Below are 19,974 nucleotides of genomic sequence, written 5' to 3' on the forward strand. Positions count from 1 at the left end.
ACTATATGCCCTGACCTTGAATCACTGCGGCACCATTGTGGTTGCCGTTGTTCAACTCTTCAAGCCGGGCCTTTCGCTCAGCCAGCAGGCCGAGATATTGCATAGCCACCATCGAGCCGGCGATCGCCGTTATATCGGCGTGATCATAGGCCGGCGCAACCTCTACGACATCGGCGCCGACAATATCGATCTGGTTGAGCTGGCGCAGCGTTGACAGGATTTTCGCCGAGGACGGTCCGCCGGCGACCGGCGTGCCGGTTCCCGGCGCATAGGCCGGATCGAGGCAGTCGATGTCGAAGGTGAGATAGGTCTTCTTGCCGCCGGTGCGGTCGACGATGGCGTAGGCGATATCGGACGCCCGCATCTCCTCGATTTCATGGCCATGGAGGATCTTGATGCCGAACGTGTCGGGCGCATGGGTGCGGATGCCGATCTGGATCGAACGGTCGGGATCGATGATGCCTTCCTTGACGGCACGGCCAACGAAGGATCCGTGGTCGATGCGCTTGCCGTCGTCCGGCCAGGTATCCTGATGGGCGTCGAACTGCACCAGTGCGAGCGGACCATGGATGGCGGCATGCGCCTTGAGCAGCGGCCAGGTGACGAAATGGTCGCCGCCGAGCGTCAGCAGGAAGGCGCCGGATTTGAGGATCTTGGCCGCTTCGCGCTCGATCGTGCCGGGGGTCTTCTGGTGATTGCCCGAATCGAGCAGGCAATCGCCATAGTCGACGACCGCCAGATGCTCGAACAGATCGCGTGAAAACGGATATTGCGGGTCGTTGTCGAGGATCGCCGAGGCGCGGCGGATGGCCTGCGGCCCGAAGCGGGCGCCCGGCCGGTTGGTGACGGCGGCATCGAAGGGAATACCCCATACCACAGCATCCGCGCCCTTCACGTCCTTGGTGTATTTGCGCCGCATGAACGACAGCGCGCCGGAATAGGTCGGCTCGAACGCGGCGCCCGTTTTGGAACGGGCGGTGAAGGCGTTGTCGATGTTGTTGTTCGCCATTACGGATCCTCGTTTTTCATCGGGTTGCAACAACTACAGAACCGGCACGGAAGATGCCAGTCACAGCTTGGCGAGACGGAATGGCGCTGCCCGAGTGCCACGGCAAGACAGGATTGTATCATCATGACGCAGACCGCGTTTCTCAACCCCACCCGTGCCGCGGCGTCGACCCACACCGGCACGGTCGCCGGTGAACGCTTCCTGGTGCTCGATTCGTGGCGCGGCATCTGCGCGCTTCTGGTGGCGCTGTTTCACTTTCCGACCGCTTCGACGATTTCGCAAAGCGCCTTCATCGGTTCGTCCTACCTGTTCGTCGATTTCTTCTTCGTCCTTTCCGGCTTCGTCATCGCCAGCAGCTACGGCGATCGGCTGAACCAGCCGGAACAGGTCGCGCGCTTCGCACTGGTCCGTTTCGGCCGCATCTATCCGCTGCATCTGTTCATGCTTGCCGCTTTTGCCGGCTTCGAGCTGCTGCGGCTGATGCTGCCGCAACTGCATGGAACCGGGGCTGCCCCCTTCACCGGCGGCTTCGACCCTGGGAGTCTGCTTGCCAATCTTCTGCTGCTGCAAGGTGTCGGCTTCGAGGATCAATTGACCTGGAATGCGCCAAGCTGGAGCATTTCCGCCGAGTTCTTCGCCTATCTCCTGTTTGCCGGCGTGGTCTTCGTCGCCGGCGCGCGCGCCTGGATATGGTTCGTCGCCGCCGCCGTCACCGCGCCGCTGTTCCTGCTCGGCTTCTCGACCCATCATATGGATGTGTCCTTCGATTTCGGCTTCATCCGCTGCCTGTACGGCTTCTCGCTCGGCGCCTTGCTGGCCTGGTTTCAGCATGATTCCATTGCAGGGGCGCGACAGGCCCTGGCCAGGGGTGGCCCTCGAATGGCCTGGACCCTTGCCGAGATCGTCATGGTGGCCGTCATCGTGCTTTTCGTCTCGCTGGCGGGCGACAATGATTTTGGCATCGCGGCCCCCCTGGTGTTCGCGCTGGCGCTGTTTCTGTTCGCCCATGAAGGCGGCTGGATCAGCGGCTTGCTGAGAGCCCCGTTCATGCTGACCCTCGGCGCGCTGTCCTACTCGATCTACATGGTCCACATTTTCGTCCAGGCGCGCATGATCAACGTCGCCGGGCTGGTCGAGCGCAAGCTCGGCCTCGGCCTGATCGGCGACTTCACGCTGCGCGGCCAGCCTGCCACCGGCTTCGGTACCGGCTGGATGGGAGCGGTGGCGATCGTCGTCATGCTCGCCGCCACCATCGCCGCCTCGTGGATCACCTGGCGTTTCGTCGAGATGCCGGCCATGGCGTGGTTCCGCAGGCTCTCAAAACGCATCTGACGCGCACTCCCCGCGAACAACCGCTAGCCGGCTTCGTTCACCTGGATGTCACGAGGGTCGCCTATCCCGATTTCGATCCGGCAAGGAGCGATTCTCGATGCGGACCCTTTGGCTGAGCCTTCTGCTTTACACGGCCCAGGCAGCCGCCTCTGGCCAGGCCTTTGCCGGCGAGACCCGCGCCAGACAGATACTCGACCGCTTCGAGCATGCCAACCAGTGGCGCGACCACGTCATGGTGGCAGCGCATCGCGCCGGCAGCGTGCAGGCCGGCAAGACGCTCTATGCGGAAAATTCGATTGCCGCTGTCGAAGGCTCGATCGCCATGGGCGCCGAAATCGTCGAGGTCGACATCAGGCGCTCGAAGGATGGCGAGTTCGTCGTCATGCATGACAGCTGGCTCGATCGCACCACGACCTGCAAGGGCGAGGTGGTCAAATACACACTGGCCGAACTGAAGACCTGCAGGCTGGTGGTCGAAGGCACCGGTGCGGTGACAGGTGAAACAGTCTCGACGTTGCGCGAGATGCTGATGGCGACCAGAGACCGGATCCTCATCAACCTCGACAACAAGCTCGACGTCGGCGATCTCTCGGGCATGATCGCGGTCGCTCGCGATCTCGGCATGGCCGACCAGGTCATCGTCAAGGAGAACCTGTGGAACCAGAGCAGGATCACCACGGTCAAGGCCGCCATGGATTCGATCGGCGTGGGCTTCCAGTTCATGCCGATCATCGCCGATGACGCTGTGCGTGATGCCGGCTTCGCCCGGACGGTCGACCATGCCTTTTCGCCGCGCGCAATCGAGCTGATCAACTGGCGGGCAGGCGCCGAGACGCTGACCGAGACCGGCGGACCGTTGTTCAGCACACGCATGCGCGCGGCCGCGGTGAGGGGAAACTGGCATATCTGGGCCGACACCTACGCCATCGCTGGCAAGCCGGGCGGCTTCCTTGCCGGCGGCCGCGGCGACGAACTGGCGGTGCAGGCCAGCCTGCCGCGCGAAAGCTGGGGTTTCTGGGCCGATCGCGGCGCCACAATCATCCAGACCGACGAGCCGAAGGCGGCCATTGGCTGGCTGGCGGTGAACGGTTTTCGCGTGCCTTATGCGAACGAGGCGCGGCCGGTTGAGCCGGCGAATACGGCGAGCATCAATTAAGCGGCGGCTGCAGTAGCCAATCTCCCCCCTCGTGGGGGAGATGCCCCACGAGGGGGGAGATTGGCTAGCCTCAGGCCGCCTTAGCCATCCCATCCAACTCCCCCAGCACATCGTCCGAAAGCTTGAGTTCGGCAGCAGCGAGGTTTTCCCGCAAATGTCCGACCGACGATGTGCCGGGGATCAGCAGGATGTTGGGCGCGCGGCGCAGCAGCCAGGCGAGCGCGACCTGCATTGGCGAGGCGCCGAGCCGCGCCGCGATTTCCGACAGGGTGGAGGATTGCAGAGGATTGAAGCCGCCGAGCGGGAAGAACGGCACATAGGCGATGCCGTCGCGGGCAAGGTCGTCGATCAGGGCGTCGTCGCCGCGATGCGCAAGATTGTACTGGTTCTGCACGCAGACGATCTCGGCGATCCCGCGTCCTTGCGCGATCTGGGCCGGCGTCACGTTGCTCAATCCTATGTGCCTGACCAGGCCCTGTTGTTGAAGCTCGGCCAGCACGGTGAGCGGCGCTTCGATCGATCCCTCGGCTGGACCATGGGTATCGAACATGATGCGTAGGTTGACGACGTCGAGCACATCGAGCCCGAGATTGCTGAGATTGTCATGCATCGCCTGGGTCAGCGCTTCGGCAGAAAAGGCCGGCAACCACGATCCATCCGCGCCGCGCCGGGCGCCGATCTTGGTGACGATGACGAGATCGTCAGGGTAAGGCGCCAGCGCTTCGCGGATCAAAAGGTTGGTGACGTGCGGGCCATAGAAGTCGCTGGTATCGATATGGTCGATGCCTTGCGCAATCGCCTCGCGCAGCACGGCCAATGCCGTGTCATGGTCCCTAGGCGGTCCGAAAACGCCGGGACCGGCGAGTTGCATGGCGCCGTAGCCGAGCCGCTTCACGGTATGACTGCCGAGCTTGAAGGTGCCGGATTGTTGGATGTTGGACATGATTGATCTCCTTTGAGGAGGCAGAGATAGGCGCTGCCCAATCTCGTGATAATCCGGTACAATCCACACAGGCCGTGCGGAATGGCGAACAATGATGGACCTCAGCGATCTGAACGCCTTCGTGGCGGTGGCGCGCGCCGGCGGTTTTCGCGATGGCGCGCGTGCGAGCGGCGGCAGCGCCTCCGGGTTGAGTGAGGCGGTGCGTCGGCTGGAAGTGCAGCTCGGTGTCAGGCTGTTCAACCGCACGACGCGCAGCGTTGTTCCCACCGAGGCGGGCCTCAGCCTGCTGGAGCGGCTCGGCCCGGCGCTGTCGGAGGTGGAGGCGGCGCTGGACGTGGTGAACGGCTTTCGCGACAGGCCGGCGGGCTCGCTGCGTCTCAATGTGCCGGTCAGCGCCGCGCGGTTGATCTTGCCCGATATCGTGCCGGGTTTCCTCGCCGCCTATCCCGGCATCCGCCTGGAAGTGATCGCCGATGAGAACTTTGTCGATGTGCTGGCGGCCGGGTGTGACGCCGGCATCCGCTATGACGAGCGGCTGGAGCAGGACATGATCGCGGTGCCGATCGGACCGCGCGTGCAGCGCTTCGCCACCGCCGCCAGCCCTGCCTATCTTGCTCGCCATGGGCGACCGCAACACCCGAGCGACCTGCTTGGCCACTCTTGCGTGCGCGGGCGCTTTGCCAGCGGTGCGATGCTGCCCTGGGAGTTCGAGCGCGACGGTGAGGTGGTGCGGGTCGATCCGACAGGGCCGCTGATCGTGCGCATCGGCGGCGCGACCGATCTTGCCGTCGATACGGCCATCGCGGGCACCGGCATCATCGGCCTCTTCGAGGGCTGGCTTCGCCCTTACTTCGAAAGCGGCGCGCTTGAGCCCATTCTCGAACCGTGGTGGCCGAGTTTTCCCGGACCGTTCCTCTATTATCCCGGCCGGCGCCTGGTTCCGGCCCCGCTGCGGGCGTTCATCGACTATATCAAGGGCGGCAAGGCCTGACCTGTTTTGTGACGGCGCCATCAGCCCACCCGGCACTACGCGCCGACCTGCCCATCGAGGGGAGGTCGCGCCGCAGGCGCGGATGGGGTGACTGCCGAGCCGCAAACAAAAAGGCCGCCCGGAGGCGGCCTTTCGATGGTCTGAAGCTGCGGAGCGTTTAGCGCTTCGAGAACTGGAACGAACGACGGGCCTTCGCCTTGCCGTACTTCTTGCGCTCGACGACGCGGCTGTCGCGGGTCAGGAAGCCGCCCTTCTTGAGCACGGCGCGCAGCGTCGGCTCGTAGTAGGTCAGCGCCTTGGAGATACCGTGACGCACGGCGCCAGCCTGGCCGGAGAGACCGCCGCCGACAACTGTCGCGACGATGTCGTACTGCCCGGCGCGGTTGGAGGCGATGATCGGCTGGTTGAGGATCATCTGCAGGACCGGACGCGCGAAATAGGTCGCGAATTCCTTGTCGTTGACGATGATCTTGCCGGAACCCGGCTTCACCCAGACGCGCGCAATGGCGTTCTTGCGCTTGCCGGTGGCATAGGCGCGGCCCGACTTGTCGAGCTTCTGGACGTGGACGGGGGCCGCCGGCTGGGTATTGGTGTTGCCGGTGGCGGCGCCCAGTTCTGCGAGCGAGGAAAGCTCAGCCATCTTATGCGACCTTCTTGTTCTTGGCGTTCAGCTTGGCCACGTCGAGCACGACGGGCTGCTGGGCGACATGCGGATGCTCGGCACCTGCATAGACGCGCAGGTTCTTCATCTGGCGACGGCCGAGCGGGCCACGCGGGACCATGCGCTCAACGGCCTTCTCGACGACACGCTCGGGGAAACGACCCTCGAGCAGCTGGCGCGCGGTGCGCTCCTTGATGCCGCCTGGGTGGCCGGTGTGCCAGTAATAGACCTTGTCGGTGAACTTCTTGCCGGTGAACACCACCTTGTCGGCATTGATGACGATGACGTTGTCGCCGTCGTCGACATGCGGGGTAAAGGTCGGCTTGTGCTTGCCGCGAAGATGATTGGCGATGACAGTGGCCAGACGACCGACGACGAGACCTTCGGCGTCGATCAGGATCCACTTCTTCACCACATCCGCAGGCTTCTGCGAAAAGGTTGTCATGTTTTCTGCTCTCGGTTCTGACCTTCATAAGAGAAGGCGTTTCTTGTTGCTTGGATTGTCGGAAGGACGCTGCCCGCCGCCAATAACAAAGCGGCGGCCTTTGCGGGCCGCTGCTTCGTGAGGGGCTTATAGGCGAGGGTGTTTGTGGCGTCAAGGTGCACGAAACGGTCGATAGCAGGTAAAGTAGTGCAAAAACAATAGTTTAGGTGAAAGGTATTATTTTACCACATCGCCATTTCGCTTTGGCGGGATCGAATAGGTGCCGGTGGCGTGCGCCACCGTGTGTCCGTCCGGGCCGGCGACGATGTCGATATCGAACACCATCAGGCTTTTTCCCAGCTTCAGGATGCGGCAATGGCCGTCGATCGGTCCGGCCTCGGCCTTGCGCACGAAATTGATGTCGAGGTTGACGGTAACCGAGAGCGCATCCGGCCCGGCATGGCTGAGCACGCAGACGTAGCCGCCAATGTCGGCCAGCGTGAACAGCGACGGGCCGGATACGGTGCCGCCGGAACGCAAATGCCGCTCGCCGGCGTTGAGGCGCACGGTGCAGCCGCCAGGGAACACGTCGATCGCTTCGAAATATTTGAACTGCTCATTGAGTTGCGGATAGACCGTTTCCATCAGCGCATTGACTTGTTGCGCGGTCAGCACCGGCTTCAAATTGGTCTGGGCGGGCATGTCGGGTTCTCGTTCTTGTGTGTACCTGTATGAGCGCAGCGCGGCATTTCTGGCAACCTTCGTGCCCTGGCGCAAGCGATGGGTGTTGGACGAAATCCGATCCGGTATTAGATACTCTGGCAACCCCGAGCGGAATCGCGGAGACCTTATCCATGGCCGAAATCCTTGCCATCAAGCCTGCTGCCGTCGACGGTCCGGTTGCCGCAAGACTGGACAAGGGCGTGCTGCGCCTAACGCTTGCCAATCCGCCCGCCAACGCGCTGTCGTTGCCGGTGATGACGGCGCTGACGGCCGAACTCGAGCGCGCCAAGGCCGACAAGGCCGTTCGCGTCATCGTCTTGTCGGCGGCCGGCAAGGTGTTCTGCGCCGGCCACGATCTCAAGGAAATGACGGCGCGCCGCACTGATGCCGATCATGGCAAGGCCTTCTTTGCGGAGACGTTTGCCGCTTGTGCGACGCTGATGCAGGCCATCGTGCGCCATCCCTTGCCTGTCATCGCCGAGGTTGACGGCCTGGCCACCGCCGCCGGGCTGCAGCTGGTCGCCAGTTGCGACCTGGCGATCGCCTCGCACGAAGCGACTTTCTGCACGCCGGGCGTCAACATCGGCCTGTTCTGCTCGACGCCGATGGTGGCGCTGTCGCGCAACGTCTCGCGCAAGCACGCCATGGAAATGCTGCTGACCGGAGAGACGATCGATGCGGCGACCGCCAAGGAGTTCGGCCTGGTCAACCGCGTCGTGCCGCGCGAATACCTGAATCAGATCGTAACCAAATACGCGCAAACCATTGCTTCCAAGTCATCTTTGGTGGTCAAGACCGGCAAGGAGGCGTTTTACGCCCAAGCTGAAATGGGCCTTGCGGACGCCTATGCCTATACGGGCCGCATCATGGTCGAGAACATGTTGGCGCGCGACGCGGAGGAAGGCATCGGCGCCTTCATCGGCAAGCGCAAGCCGGAATGGAAGGACGAGTAAGGAGAACGTCATGGAACCGCGCATCTCCATCATCACCATCGCCACCGACGATCTCGACCGCGCCGTGCGCTTCTACGAGGCGATGGGCTTGAAGCGGCATGCCGGCATCACCGACGGGGTCGCCTTCTTCCAGATGGGCGGCGTCATCCTCGGCCTGTTCCCGCGCGCCAGCGCAGAAGAGGATTCCGGCATCGCCTTCGCCGCGGCGCCATCGGCGGTCTACCTCGCCTACAACACCCGTTCCGACGCCGAAGTCGACGACGTGCTCGCCAGGGTGGAAAAAGCCGGCGGCCGCATCGTCAAGCCGGCCGGCCGCGCCTTCTGGGGCGGCTGGTACGGCTATTTCGCCGACGCCGACGGGCATATCTGGGAAGTGGCGCATAATCCGGCCTTTCCGATCGCGGAAGACGGCACGATTTCGCTGCCTGGCTGATGGCCCATCGCAAGCAGCTGACGCGGCTCAAGGCTCCCTATCTGAAGCGCATTCTGCTCGATGCCGTGCGGGTCGAGGATTGGGAAAAATATCCATGGAACCTGCCGCTGTTTCGCGGCCATAAGTTCGAACTCGAATTCACCACGCCGATCACCATCATCGTCGGCGAGAACGGCACCGGCAAATCGACGCTGCTCGAGGCCATCGGCGCGCTGGCCGGCTACGATGAAGCCGGCGGCGGCAAGGGCTACCGGCCGGTCGACCATTCCAGCGCCATCGACAAGAGCGGTGCCGCGCTGGCCAACGCATTTCGCGGCCACTGGCTGCCGAAAGTCACCGCCGGCTGGTTCTTCCGAGCCGAATCCTTCTATTCCGTGGCGCGCTATCTCGATCAGGCGGCGCTGGAAGATCCGTTCAGGCCGCCGCCGCCGGACTTCCTGTCCTGGTCGCATGGCGAGGGTTTTATCCGGTTTTTCGAGGAGCGCTGCCGCAGGCAGGGCATCTACATCCTTGACGAACCCGAGAGTGCACTGTCTCCGACGCGACAGATCGAGCTGCTCAAGATGCTGCGGCGGATGGACCAGTCGGGCACCGCGCAGGTGATCATGGCAACGCATTCGCCGCTGCTGATGGCTTGCCCCGGTGCGCGGCTGTTCCGCATCAGCCGCTTCGGGCTGGAGCCCGCCGATTTTCGCGATACGGACCACTTCCGCATGCTGCGCGATTTCAGCAATGACCCGGATGGCTTTCTCGACGAGGCGTTGTATGAGGACGAGGCATGAACCACGATAGCTACGACAACACCTACATCGCCGGCATCCTCAATTCGGTGAAGACCGTCGCCATGGTCGGCGCATCCGCCAACGATGTGCGACCGAGCTATTTCGTGCTGAAATATCTGCTGGCCAAAGGGTTTTCTGTGTTCCCGATCAACCCTGGTCAGGCCGGCAAGGAAATCCTCGGCCGGATGACTTATTCAAGGCTCGCCGATATTCCGGAGCCGATCGATATGGTCGACATTTTTCGTGCGCCGGCGGCGGTGCCCGGCATCGTCGACGAGGCGTTGCGGCTCGATCCCTTGCCGAAAGTGATCTGGATGCAGCTTGGCGTGCGCCATGACGAGGCGGCCGCGCGCGCCGAGGCTGCCGGCATCAAGGTGGTGATGAACCGCTGCCCCAAAATCGAATATGGCAAGCTGTCCGGCGAGATCGGCTGGACCGGCGTCAATTCCGGCGTGCTGTCGTCGAAGAAGCCGCTGATGCGCTCTGGCTTCCAGAGTTTTGGCGTCCGCCAGAAATAGGCGAGGGGCGAAAGCGCAAAATTATTCCGGCAAACGCCGTATTTTCCTGCCGCTTGATAGAAGGTCCTGCACGGAAGGGTATTTTCTTCTTTGCATTCGAGGCCGGGCTTCGCCAAGAATGCCCGGCGAATTTCAGAAGGTTTTTCAGGGAGGTTTTCAGTGACCCGCACGCCAGGTTTCAACACGCTCGCCGTCCATGCCGGCGCCAAGCCCGACCCGGCGACCGGCGCTCGCGCCACGCCGATCTACCAGACGACCTCCTTCGTCTTCGACGATGCCGACCATGCCGCCTCACTGTTCGGACTGAAGGCTTTCGGCAACATCTATACCCGCATCATGAACCCCACCCAGGCGGTGCTGGAAGAGCGCATGGCGGCCCTCGAAGGCGGCACGGCGGCTCTTGCGGTCGCCTCCGGCCATGCCGCGCAGGTGATCGTGTTCCACAATCTGATGCAGCCTGGCGACAATTTTGTTGCCGCCAACAAGCTCTATGGCGGTTCGATCAACCAGTTCGGCCATGCCTTCAAGAATTACGGCTGGGAGGTGCGCTGGGCCGACACCAACGACATCTCGACCTTCGAAAGCCAGATCGACGACAGGACCAAGGCTCTCTTCATCGAGAGCCTGGCCAATCCGGGCGGCACCTTCGTCGATATCGAGAAGATCGGCGACATCGCACGCAAGCACGGCCTGCCGTTGATCGTCGACAACACGCTGGCCTCGCCCTACCTGATCCGGCCGATCGAGCATGGTGCCGACATCGTCGTCCATTCGCTGACCAAATTCATCGGCGGTCACGGCAATTCGATCGGCGGCGCCATCGTCGATGGCGGCACCTTCGATTGGTCGAAGTCGGGCAAATATCCGATGCTGTCGGAACCGCGCCCCGAATATGGCGGCCTCGTCCTGCACGAAACCTTCGGCAATTTCGCTTTCGCCATTGCCGCGCGTGTGCTCGGCCTGCGCGATCTCGGCCCGGCGATCTCGCCGTTCAATGCCTTCCTCATCCTGACCGGCCTGGAAACCTTGCCGCTGCGCATGCAGCGCCACTGCGACAACGCCGTGACGGTTGCTGCCTGGCTGTCCAACCACCCCAAGGTTGCCTCGGTGAACTATCCCGGCCTGCCCAGCGACAAGAACAACGCCCTGCAGAAGAAATACTCACCACTTGGCGCCGGCGCCGTGTTCACCTTCGCTCTCAAGGGCGGCTATGACGCCGGCGTCAAATTCGTCGAGGCGCTCGAACTGTTCTCGCACCTGGCCAATGTCGGCGACACCAAGTCGCTGGTCATCCACCCGGCCTCGACCACGCACCGCCAGCTTTCCGACGAGCAGAAGGTCAAGGCCGGCGCAGGACCGGACACGGTGCGGCTTTCGATCGGCATCGAGGACGTCAACGACATCGTCGCCGACCTCGAACAGGCGCTTGCCAAGGTCTGATCTTTTTTACCCTCCTCCTTGTGGGGAGGGTCGGCGCGCAGCGCCGGGGTGGGGGTGAGCCGACGCGAAGCCGGCTCTTTCATGGAGGCAAGTTCTTGTCCGCGCATTACCTGACAATAGCGACTGACGCCGTCGAGCCTGAATCTGGCGCGCCGGCGCCGGACCGGCTGATCTCGGGCGATCCCAAATTCCGCACCTGGAATGTCGAGGAGCGCGACGGCGGCCTCTACGCCGGCATCTGGGAATCGACCCCGGGCAAATGGCGCATCGTCTATGACGAGTGGGAGTTTTGCCACATCCTGTCCGGCGTTTCGGTGATCGCGGAGGACGGTGGGCAAGCGCGCACCGTTCGGGCCGGCGACAGCTTCGTGCTGAGGCCCGGCTTCAAAGGCAGCTGGGAAGTGCTTGAAACGACTCGCAAGGAATATGTGATCAAGCTGTAGACCATGATCCCGAAAAGTGGAGGCCGGTTTCGGGTAAAGATCATGGTCGAACAACAACAGATGTGCGGATCAAACGATGCGATCGATATCGCTGTCCGAGAATCCGTATCGCGCCATCATCTGTCGGTGCCAGTCGCTGCCCACCAATTCATCGAGGCAAGCATCGATGCGCCGGAGCAGGGCTGAATTGCCTTTGGCGATCGCGAAGGCACCGGCCGACGGCTGCTTTTCAATCGAGGGAACCTCGACAAGTCCAAGCCGCATTTCGGGCCGCCGGGTCAGATAGCCTCGATGCGCCATGGCGACGCTGGCATCGGCGTGCACGACGCCGTTGGCCACTGCGTCCGCCGCATCCGCCTGCGTTGCAAACATCCTGATCTGCCCAGGCGCAATTCCGTTGTGCAGCGCCGTAAGGTGCTGAACCTGATCGTTTATGACACCAATCAACGCTGTTCCGTCCTCGGCAATGGATTGGTAGCCGCGAAAGCCGCACGGATTGTCCACCGCGACCAGCAACCCGTCCTGCAACGCCCATATCGGCCGTGTGAAGTCGACAAGCTGCCTGCGCTCTTCGGAGAAGAACAGGCCGGTCGTCATGGTCCAACGGCCCTCGACCAACCCAGGCAGCAGCTCAGCGAATTCGGTTTCGATCGGCTTAAAGCTCGCCAATCCGAGCATGTCACCGAGCCTGCGCGCAAGCTCGACGTCACAGCCTGAGACCTCGCCCGGTGCGCCGGTGAAGCAGAATGGCGGCTCTTCCAGGAAGGCGAATTTCAACTCGGTCATGTCAGGCAAAGCGTCGCCGTCCTATTTTGCCGGAAACTGGCTGAGGCAGCCCCAGGTTCGCGATCGTCAAAAGCCGACGGCGAGCGTTTCCAGCCCATGGAAGTGGTAAGTGTCGCGGAAGCTTGGGCTTTCGGCAAGATGCAGCTTCGGATGCCGTTCGAACAAGGTTTTCAGCGACACCTGCAATTCGAGCCGGGCGAGCGGCGCGCCGATGCAGAAATGGATACCGGCGCCGAAGGAGACGTTCTTCTGGTCGGCACGGTCGGGCCGGAAAGCGAGGGGATCGGCGAAGGCGCGCGGGTCATGATTGGCCATGCCAAGCAGCAGCCCGATCGTCTGCCCCGGCTGCACGACGATGCCGGGCGAGACTTCGATCTCCTGATAGGCGTAGCGCGTGAACATGTGCAGCGGCGCGTCGAACCGCAGGCATTCCTCGACCGTTGCCGCGGTCGTCTCGGGCGAGCCGAAGAAGCGGCTGACATCGCCCCCTTGCGCAAGGATCGAGCGGACGGCATTGCCGGTCTGGTGCACGGTCGCTTCATGGCCGGCATTGAGCAGCAGGATCGCCGAGGACACCATCTCGTCCTCCGACAGCTTTTGGCCATCCTCCTGCGCCGAGATCAGCAGCGACAAAAGGTCGTCGCCGGGATTCCTGCGTCGTTCGGTGACGTAGCCACGGAGGAAATCCGCAAATTCGCGCGCGGCGCGGTTGGCCGTCTCTTCGATTTCGCGGGTGCGGCCATGCATATACATGGCAACCATCTGGTGCGACCAGTCGAGCAGTTGCGGCCCCATTTCGACCGGCACGCCGAGCATTTCGGCAATGATGGTGATCGGCAAGGGCGCCGCGAAAGCAGGCAACAGGTCGACCGTCTTGCCTGGTTCGAAACGGTCGATCAGGTCGTTGGCCAAGGCCTCGACACGCGGCCGCAGCCTTTCGACCTGGCGCGAGACGAAGGCGCGGTTGACCAGTGTTCTCAGACGCGTGTGCACCGGCGGCTCCAGTTCCAGCATCGAATTGGCTTCGAGCCCGTCGAAGGCCCTGAGATGGCTGCGGTCCTGTCCAATGCCGCGGCTGTCTGGAATGCCGGCCGGGTTCTGGCGGCCGAAGCGGCGGTCGCGCAGCAGCCGGTTGACGTCGTCGAAGCCGCCAAAGCACCAGAAGCCGAATTCTTCCCAGAAGAATGCATTCGATACGCCATGCAGGAAAGCATAGGCATCATAAGGGTTTTGAAAAAAGGCCGGCTCGTGCGGGTCGAGCCGCAGGCGTCGAGTGGCTGGATCAAAGACCAGGGCGGGTGGCGTCAATTTGCTCATGCCAGACCAATAGCGCGGCTTGCCAGCCTGGTTCCAGACCGTATGTTGGCGCCCGCAATCGAATACGTTGAGCCAGCCGACCGGCTGCGGAAAGTCTGATTTGATGAATGTGATCGTTGTCGGCGCGGGCATTGCCGGTCTCTCCACGGCGTGGTCGCTGGTCAAGGCCGGCCACAGCGTTTCGATCGTCGAGCAAGGGCCGATCCCAAACCCGATGGCCGCGTCGGGCGACCATCATCGCATCATCCGCCGCGCTTACCGCGCGGGGACCGGCTATGGCCGGCTGATCACCGAAGCCTACCAGGCCTGGGACGAGATGTGGGCCGATCTCGGCGAAAGCCATCTTGATGCGCGCGGATTTGTCTGCGTTTCGCGCGAACCGGGCGACGAGGCCGAGGAATATCGCGAGGGCCTGGAAGAAGGCAATTTTCCGTTCGAATTGCTGGAGCCCGATGCAGCAGTGAAACGCTGGCCGTTTCTCGAAGCCGGCTCGTTTCGCTACGCCTATTTCTCGACCGAAGGCGGCGCCCTGCATTGCCGCAAGATAGCCTCCGGCATGGCAAACTGGCTGCGCGCCAACGGCGCCAATGTCTACGAAAACAGCAAGGTCATCGAAGTCGACGCCGAAGCCGGCCACATCGTGCTCGAAAGCGGCGAGACGATGCAGGCCGACCGTATCGTTGTCGCCGCCGGCGCCTGGGTGCTGAAACTGTTTCCGGAACTGGACGGCGAGCTGAAGACCTATCGAACCGCACTCGCCTATGTCGAACCGCCGGCCGACCTCAAGGCCGCCTGGCGGGTGGCACCGGTTGTCCTCGATGTCGGCGGCGCGATCGACGGCTATGTGATCCCGCCCTCCGGCGGCGCCGGCATGAAATTCGGGTCCGGGCTGCACAGGGTGCCGACCAGCGACGCCGATTGGAACCGTCAGCCGGTGGCGGGCGAGGGCGAGGCGATCCGCAACCTGTTTTCGCCGCCGATCGCGCGCATCGAGGAATACAGGGTGACCGAGGTGGTCACCTGCGCCTACACCTTCACCGAAGATGAGAAGTTCTTCGCTCACGAGCGAGGAAAATGCCTGATCGTCTCGGCCTGCTCCGGCCATGGCTACAAATTCGGCGCTGCGGTCGGCCGGCGCGTTGCGGCCGCGGTGGGCGACGGCGACATCGCCGGCCTGAAGACATGGCTGCGGGCGGAAGTGGCCTGAACGCCGCCAGGTTGAAGACTCACTCAGCGATTGATTTCGTCTGCGGCGGCAATGACTTCGGACACAATCGCCTGCACGTCATCTGGGGTCGTTCGGTGATTGACGAAACACGCGCGCAGCGCGAAATGGCCGTTGATCGTCGCATTCGACAGATACACCCGGCCGCGCGCGATCACGCGGCGCAGGATCGCTTCATTGTTCTTTGAGCGGTGGCGGAAACAGACTGCGCTTAGCGATACGGGTGCAAGCTGTTCCAACTCCGGCTGCGACGCGATTGCCTGCGCCAACATCTGGGCATGGTTGAGATCGCGGGCGATGGCTTCGCGATAGGCACGGCGTCCGTGATACTGCAGCGACATCCAGAGCTTCAGCGCACGGAAGCGTCGAGAGAGTTCGATCGACTCCTCAAAGAACGCAAATGCTTCCGTAGGGTCATCGCTCAGTATCCTGACGTAGTCGTCGCTGTGCGAAAAAGTCTTTCGCGCAATGTCCGGGTGACGATAGAGCAGGCAGCCGCAATCGAGTGGCTGATAGAGCCATTTGTGCGCATCCAGTGACAGCGAATCCGCCGAAGACAACCCTTGGAACTTTTCCGGCGCCGCAAGAGCCGCCAGCCCTCCGTAGGCACCGTCGACGTGCATCCACAGCGCCTCCCTCCGGGCGATGTCTGCAATCTCGGGAAGGGGATCGATCGCACCGGAGATGATGGTGCCGACCGTGGCCACGATGGCGATGGGCATGTTTCCGGCCTCGCGGTCGACGGTGATAGCCGCCTGGAGGGCATCCGTCCGCATCCTGAATTTGTCGTCGACAGGGATCAAACGGAGATTTTTTCTACCGATCCCCAACAGCGCGACGGCCTTTGGAATGGACATGTGCACTTGCTCGGAAGCATAGATCACGCAGGGCCGCACGCCTGTTTCGTTGGCTGGTAGCTTCGCTTCCCGCGCCATCGCCAGGGCCATGAGGTTCGCCGTCGAGCCGCCGCCGCACAGGCTGCCTGTAAATCCGGGGCAACCGACAGCCTCCGCCAACCACCCGATCACGGCGCGTTCGATCGATGTCGCAGCCGGAGCCGACCGCCACGACGTCACATTCTGATTGAGCACCGCAGCCAGCAGCTCCCCCAGCGCGCCGACCGGTTCGCCGGAGCCGACGACATAACCGAAGAATCTGCCGGTTGAAGGCCGCACATGCTCCGCGATCGACTTGAAATCCTGCAAGACTTCCCGTCCGCGGCCGCTCTCCTGCCAAGGCCGCGAGAACAGTTCGGTCGTCTGTTTGCCGCTGGTCGTGGGATACGTCCGACGTTCCTCGAGGGAGGCCCAGTAACCTTTGGCAAGCGCCAAGGCTTCTTCGGCAAGGTCTGACAATTCCTGATTGGAAATTTCCAGGTCGCGCATGCCCTCAGCCCTACGGAGATCCGCTGCGACGCAGGTTACGCTATGCTCGCTAATCCTGGCAATGCCTGGGAATATGCACCCGCCGCCAGCCCGATGAACCTTCGCGAACCAGCACGCGGCGCGCGATGGTCTGGTAGGAGGCGGGAACATCGATGACGCGCCTTTGCTCGGGCTGCACCAGCACCTCCTGGGCGATCCTGTCGTACTGTGCGGGGATGACCACGCGCCGCGTGCGTTCGGGCTGGATCACCACGGTTTTGGCAACACGTTCGTAGCGCGCCTTGTGCCATACCTTGCACAGCACCTTGCGGCCATGGATGACGCGCCATTCCCAGGAGTAGCCGCCGCCATCGACCCGGACCGTGCGGTAGACGGTGCGGGTGACGGCCGGCACGATCTGGTAGGTCACTTGCGCCGGAACGGTCATCACGACGCGCGCGCGCGTGCCATAGATAGGGGCGATATAGTCGACCTGCTGGCCGGGCGGACTGATCATCACGTCTTCATAGACCGTGTCGTAGACGGCCGGACTGCGGACCGGTTCATAACATTCGACGGCGCGGCCGCCGGCCGCCGTCTGCGAAATCGTGCCGAGCATGGTCAGCCCGGCGATGGTGAAGCATGCGGTTTTCCCGGGCATGACACTCCCCCTGTTGAACTCTACGCATAAGTTCAACGTTGAATTGTAGAGGAAGCCGTTTCGGAGAAAAGCGGTTTCGGCGCATTTCGTTAAGTGACGCGGTTAAGAAACTGCTACCTTGCGCGGCCGGCCATGCGGCTCCGGACCCGCGGAAGCATCCGCCGCCGCGAATCCTTGGTCAGAAAGCTTGATTCGACTTACCTAGATGGCTAGGAGGGGTCGGCCTTGCACAAGGATGAGCCGGCATCCTATTTACGGAATAACGATCCAGAACCGATTCTGCCCGATCCGCCAGCATTCCCGGCGCCGGAATCCCACCGCGAGATAAGAGACAACTGATGAAGAACCCCGTCGAAACCTACATGAACCTCGTTCCGATGGTGGTCGAACAGACCAATCGCGGCGAGCGGGCCTACGACATTTTCTCGCGTCTCCTCAAGGAGCGCATCATTTTCATCACCGGTCCGGTCGAGGACGGCATGGCGACGCTGGTCTGCGCGCAGCTTTTGTTCCTCGAAGCCGAGAATCCGAAGAAGGAAATCAACCTCTACATCAATTCGCCGGGCGGCGTCGTCACCTCCGGCATGGCGATCTACGACACCATGCAGTTCATCAAGCCGGCCGTGTCGACGCTCTGCATCGGCCAGGCGGCTTCGATGGGTTCGCTGCTGTTGACCGCCGGCCACAAGGATATGCGCTTTGCCACGCCGAACGCCCGCATCATGGTTCACCAGCCTTCCGGCGGCTTCCAGGGCCAGGCGTCCGACATCGAGCGCCATGCCCTGGATATCATCAAGCTGAAGCGTCGCCTCAACGAGGTCTACGTCAAGCACACCGGCAAGAGCTACGAAGAGATCGAGAAGACGCTCGACCGCGACCATTTCATGACCGCTGACGAAGCCAGGGATTTCGGCCTCATCGACAAGGTCATTTCGTCGCGCGAGCCGCCTGAAGGCGCTGTGGCATAAGGGCTTATTGGCAGTTGGATGGCGGCATCACGCGCTTTTGGTGTGTCTTGCGGCATTTCGGCCACAATTGGCTGTTCCCTCGGGGGACAGGATTGCCTACGTTAAGGCTATGTTGAGTTTCGGCGGCTTAGCTTTATGCGGGGTTGTCGCGAATCATTGCCACGTTTTCTGATTTGTGTTTCGTACGGAATGCGTTGCGGGAGCCGGAACACACTGGCGGCGGCGGATTCCCGCGATAGATAGAGTATGCGCCCTTTCAGCCAGACCATCGGCGGGCGGCCATGAAAGGACATGAAAATGAGCAAGGTCGGCAACAACAGCGGCGATTCCAAGAACACGCTTTACTGCTCGTTTTGCGGCAAAAGCCAGCACGAAGTGCGCAAGCTGATCGCCGGTCCGACGGTCTTCATCTGCGACGAGTGCGTCGAACTCTGCATGGACATCATCCGTGAGGAGAACAAGACCTCGATGGTGAAGTCGCGCGAAGGCGTGCCGACACCGCAGGAGATCCTCAAGGTTCTCGACGATTATGTCATCGGTCAGCCCTATGCCAAGCGCGTGCTGTCGGTGGCGGTCCACAACCACTACAAGCGCCTCGCGCATGCCGGCAAGAACAACGATGTCGAACTGGCAAAGTCCAACATCCTTTTGATCGGCCCGACCGGTTGCGGCAAGACGCTGCTCGCGCAGACGCTGGCCCGCATCATCGACGTGCCCTTCACCATGGCTGATGCGACGACGCTGACCGAAGCCGGCTATGTCGGCGAGGACGTCGAGAACATCATCCTGAAGCTGTTGCAATCGGCCGACTACAATGTCGAGCGGGCCCAGCGCGGCATCGTCTACATCGACGAGATCGACAAGATTTCGCGCAAGTCGGACAATCCCTCGATCACCCGCGACGTGTCGGGCGAGGGCGTGCAGCAGGCGCTTCTGAAGATCATGGAAGGCACCGTCGCCTCGGTGCCGCCGCAAGGCGGCAGGAAGCACCCGCAGCAGGAGTTTCTGCAGGTCGATACGGCCAACATCCTGTTCATCTGCGGCGGCGCCTTCGCCGGGCTGGACAAGATCATCTCGGATCGCGGCCGGAAGACCTCGATCGGCTTCGGCGCGGTCGTCGCTTCGCCGGAGGATCGCCGCACTGGCGATGTCTTCCGCCTGGTCGAGCCCGAGGATCTGTTGAAGTTCGGTCTTATCCCCGAATTTGTCGGCCGTCTGCCGGTTCTGGCGACGCTGGAAGACCTCGACGAACCGGCGCTGATCCAGATCCTGACCGAGCCGAAGAACGCGCTGGTCAAGCAGTATCAGCGGCTGTTCGAGATGGAGAATGTCGACCTGACCTTCCACGAGAACGCTCTTTCGGCGATCGCCAAGCGCGCCATCGAGCGCAAGACCGGCGCGCGCGGCCTGCGTTCGATCATGGAGGCGATCCTGCTCGACACGATGTTCGAGCTTCCCGCGCTCGAAGGCGTGCGCGAAGTGGTGATTTCGGAGGAGGTGGTGACCGGCAGTGCCCGGCCGCTCTACATCTACTCCGAGCAGAAGGAAAAGAAGGGCAATGTCAGCGCCTGACATGAGCCCGCAGCGAAATTCTGGAACGGCGCCGCAAGGCGCCGTTTTGCTGTCGCGCAGGGGTTTTGCGCGGCGTACGGCTTGGCGTCGCAAATGTGTCACTCGCGGACGGGTTGGAAGTGCGGATTTGGACGCGCCCCTTGATCTTTGGGGGTCGTGCATCCAACTAACTGGAGAAGGCCGAGGTGCCCGATTTCTGTGCTGTAAAACTCCCGTCACAAACGGTGGTAGGCGGAACGATCCCCGGTCGTTAATATAAGATTCGCGGTTGGC

Annotated in this window: 21 protein-coding genes; 12 read left to right on the forward strand and 9 right to left on the reverse strand. The window is 62.5% G+C overall.

The annotated features are described in order from the left end of the window. Window position 1: 1 nt before the first annotated feature. On the reverse strand, window positions 2-1,009 hold the full coding sequence (gene speB, locus NKJ37_RS19815) for an agmatinase (RefSeq protein ID WP_023810267.1): 1,008 nt from the start codon (window positions 1,007-1,009) through the stop codon (window positions 2-4). 123 nt (window positions 1,010-1,132) lie between these two features. Between speB and NKJ37_RS19820 the strand changes: the two genes are divergently transcribed. Beyond that, window positions 1,133-2,341, forward strand: coding sequence for an acyltransferase family protein (locus tag NKJ37_RS19820; protein WP_352774746.1), 1,209 nt, complete (start codon window positions 1,133-1,135; stop codon window positions 2,339-2,341). A 97-nt stretch (window positions 2,342-2,438) separates the two neighbouring features. Beyond that, a complete protein-coding gene (locus tag NKJ37_RS19825) occupies window positions 2,439-3,497 on the forward strand; it encodes a glycerophosphodiester phosphodiesterase family protein (protein WP_352774747.1) in 1,059 nt (352 codons plus the stop codon). 70 nt (window positions 3,498-3,567) lie between these two features. On the opposite strand, the gene NKJ37_RS19830 is transcribed toward NKJ37_RS19825, so the two are convergent. Then, window positions 3,568-4,440 carry an aldo/keto reductase family oxidoreductase gene (locus tag NKJ37_RS19830; RefSeq protein WP_352774749.1) on the reverse strand — a complete coding sequence of 291 codons (873 nt, stop codon included), beginning with the start codon at window positions 4,438-4,440 and terminating at the stop codon, window positions 3,568-3,570. A gap of 91 nt (window positions 4,441-4,531) precedes the next feature. On the opposite strand from NKJ37_RS19830, the gene NKJ37_RS19835 reads away from it, so the two are divergent. After that, a complete protein-coding gene (locus tag NKJ37_RS19835) occupies window positions 4,532-5,431 on the forward strand; it encodes a LysR family transcriptional regulator (protein WP_023810271.1) in 900 nt (299 codons plus the stop codon). Window positions 5,432-5,588: 157 nt separating this feature from the next. On the opposite strand, the gene rpsI is transcribed toward NKJ37_RS19835, so the two are convergent. The 3 genes from rpsI to NKJ37_RS19850 form a co-directional block, all read right to left on the reverse strand. Continuing rightward, entirely contained in the window at window positions 5,589-6,071 is a 483-nt protein-coding gene (rpsI, locus tag NKJ37_RS19840) for a 30S ribosomal protein S9 (RefSeq protein ID WP_023810272.1), read from the reverse strand. Between the two features lies 1 nt (window position 6,072). Then, the gene (gene rplM / locus NKJ37_RS19845) at window positions 6,073-6,537 is read right to left on the reverse strand and encodes a 50S ribosomal protein L13 (protein WP_013532205.1); all 465 of its coding nucleotides are present in this window, start codon (window positions 6,535-6,537) and stop codon (window positions 6,073-6,075) included. A gap of 216 nt (window positions 6,538-6,753) precedes the next feature. Next, the gene (locus tag NKJ37_RS19850; protein ID WP_352774751.1) at window positions 6,754-7,218 is read right to left on the reverse strand and encodes a PaaI family thioesterase; all 465 of its coding nucleotides are present in this window, start codon (window positions 7,216-7,218) and stop codon (window positions 6,754-6,756) included. Window positions 7,219-7,370: 152 nt separating this feature from the next. Here NKJ37_RS19850 and NKJ37_RS19855 point away from each other — a divergent pair, with 152 nt between their 5' ends. The 6 genes from NKJ37_RS19855 (at window position 7,371) to NKJ37_RS19880 (ending at window position 11,808) form a co-directional block, all read left to right on the forward strand. Beyond that, entirely contained in the window at window positions 7,371-8,192 is an 822-nt protein-coding gene (locus tag NKJ37_RS19855) for an enoyl-CoA hydratase (RefSeq protein WP_352774753.1), read from the forward strand. Window positions 8,193-8,202: 10 nt separating this feature from the next. Continuing rightward, complete coding sequence (locus NKJ37_RS19860) at window positions 8,203-8,625, forward strand: VOC family protein (RefSeq protein ID WP_027037038.1); 423 nt, start codon at window positions 8,203-8,205, stop codon at window positions 8,623-8,625. Continuing rightward, entirely contained in the window at window positions 8,625-9,407 is a 783-nt protein-coding gene (locus NKJ37_RS19865) for an AAA family ATPase (RefSeq protein ID WP_352552803.1), read from the forward strand. Before NKJ37_RS19860 ends, NKJ37_RS19865 begins: the two co-directional genes overlap by 1 nt. Continuing rightward, entirely contained in the window at window positions 9,404-9,925 is a 522-nt protein-coding gene (locus NKJ37_RS19870) for a CoA-binding protein (RefSeq protein WP_352774755.1), read from the forward strand. The genes NKJ37_RS19865 and NKJ37_RS19870 overlap by 4 nt, the downstream gene beginning before the upstream one ends. 159 nt (window positions 9,926-10,084) lie before the next feature. Then, complete coding sequence (locus tag NKJ37_RS19875; protein WP_023810279.1) at window positions 10,085-11,365, forward strand: O-acetylhomoserine aminocarboxypropyltransferase; 1,281 nt, start codon at window positions 10,085-10,087, stop codon at window positions 11,363-11,365. 95 nt (window positions 11,366-11,460) lie between these two features. After that, window positions 11,461-11,808: a cupin domain-containing protein gene (locus NKJ37_RS19880; protein WP_023810280.1), complete on the forward strand. Its 348-nt coding sequence runs from the start codon at window positions 11,461-11,463 to the stop codon at window positions 11,806-11,808. Between the two features lie 69 nt (window positions 11,809-11,877). On the opposite strand, the gene NKJ37_RS19885 is transcribed toward NKJ37_RS19880, so the two are convergent. After that, entirely contained in the window at window positions 11,878-12,594 is a 717-nt protein-coding gene (locus NKJ37_RS19885) for a transporter substrate-binding domain-containing protein (protein WP_031212921.1), read from the reverse strand. Between the two features lie 66 nt (window positions 12,595-12,660). Then, the gene (locus tag NKJ37_RS19890; protein WP_352442570.1) at window positions 12,661-13,911 is read right to left on the reverse strand and encodes a cytochrome P450; all 1,251 of its coding nucleotides are present in this window, start codon (window positions 13,909-13,911) and stop codon (window positions 12,661-12,663) included. Window positions 13,912-14,014: 103 nt separating this feature from the next. Here NKJ37_RS19890 and NKJ37_RS19895 point away from each other — a divergent pair, with 103 nt between their 5' ends. Beyond that, window positions 14,015-15,118 (forward strand): NAD(P)/FAD-dependent oxidoreductase, encoded by a 1,104-nt coding sequence (locus NKJ37_RS19895; protein ID WP_128305447.1) that lies wholly within the window; start codon window positions 14,015-14,017, stop codon window positions 15,116-15,118. A 23-nt stretch (window positions 15,119-15,141) separates the two neighbouring features. Here NKJ37_RS19895 and NKJ37_RS19900 read toward each other — a convergent pair whose 3' ends face one another. Together NKJ37_RS19900 and NKJ37_RS19905 are read right to left on the reverse strand one after the other, a co-directional pair. Further along, complete coding sequence (locus NKJ37_RS19900; RefSeq protein WP_023810283.1) at window positions 15,142-16,521, reverse strand: pyridoxal phosphate-dependent decarboxylase family protein; 1,380 nt, start codon at window positions 16,519-16,521, stop codon at window positions 15,142-15,144. A gap of 49 nt (window positions 16,522-16,570) precedes the next feature. After that, on the reverse strand, window positions 16,571-17,161 hold the full coding sequence (locus NKJ37_RS19905) for a hypothetical protein (RefSeq protein ID WP_352774758.1): 591 nt from the start codon (window positions 17,159-17,161) through the stop codon (window positions 16,571-16,573). Between the two features lie 338 nt (window positions 17,162-17,499). Here NKJ37_RS19905 and NKJ37_RS19910 point away from each other — a divergent pair, with 338 nt between their 5' ends. Then, complete coding sequence (locus tag NKJ37_RS19910; RefSeq protein WP_023810285.1) at window positions 17,500-18,129, forward strand: ATP-dependent Clp protease proteolytic subunit; 630 nt, start codon at window positions 17,500-17,502, stop codon at window positions 18,127-18,129. Between the two features lie 297 nt (window positions 18,130-18,426). After that, window positions 18,427-19,701 carry an ATP-dependent Clp protease ATP-binding subunit ClpX gene (gene clpX, locus NKJ37_RS19915; RefSeq protein ID WP_013532190.1) on the forward strand — a complete coding sequence of 425 codons (1,275 nt, stop codon included), beginning with the start codon at window positions 18,427-18,429 and terminating at the stop codon, window positions 19,699-19,701. Window positions 19,702-19,974 lie beyond the last annotated feature (273 nt).

Origin of the sequence: Mesorhizobium sp. M0140 (assembly GCF_040322475.1) — a bacterium.
Classification (GTDB): domain Bacteria; phylum Pseudomonadota; class Alphaproteobacteria; order Rhizobiales; family Rhizobiaceae; genus Mesorhizobium.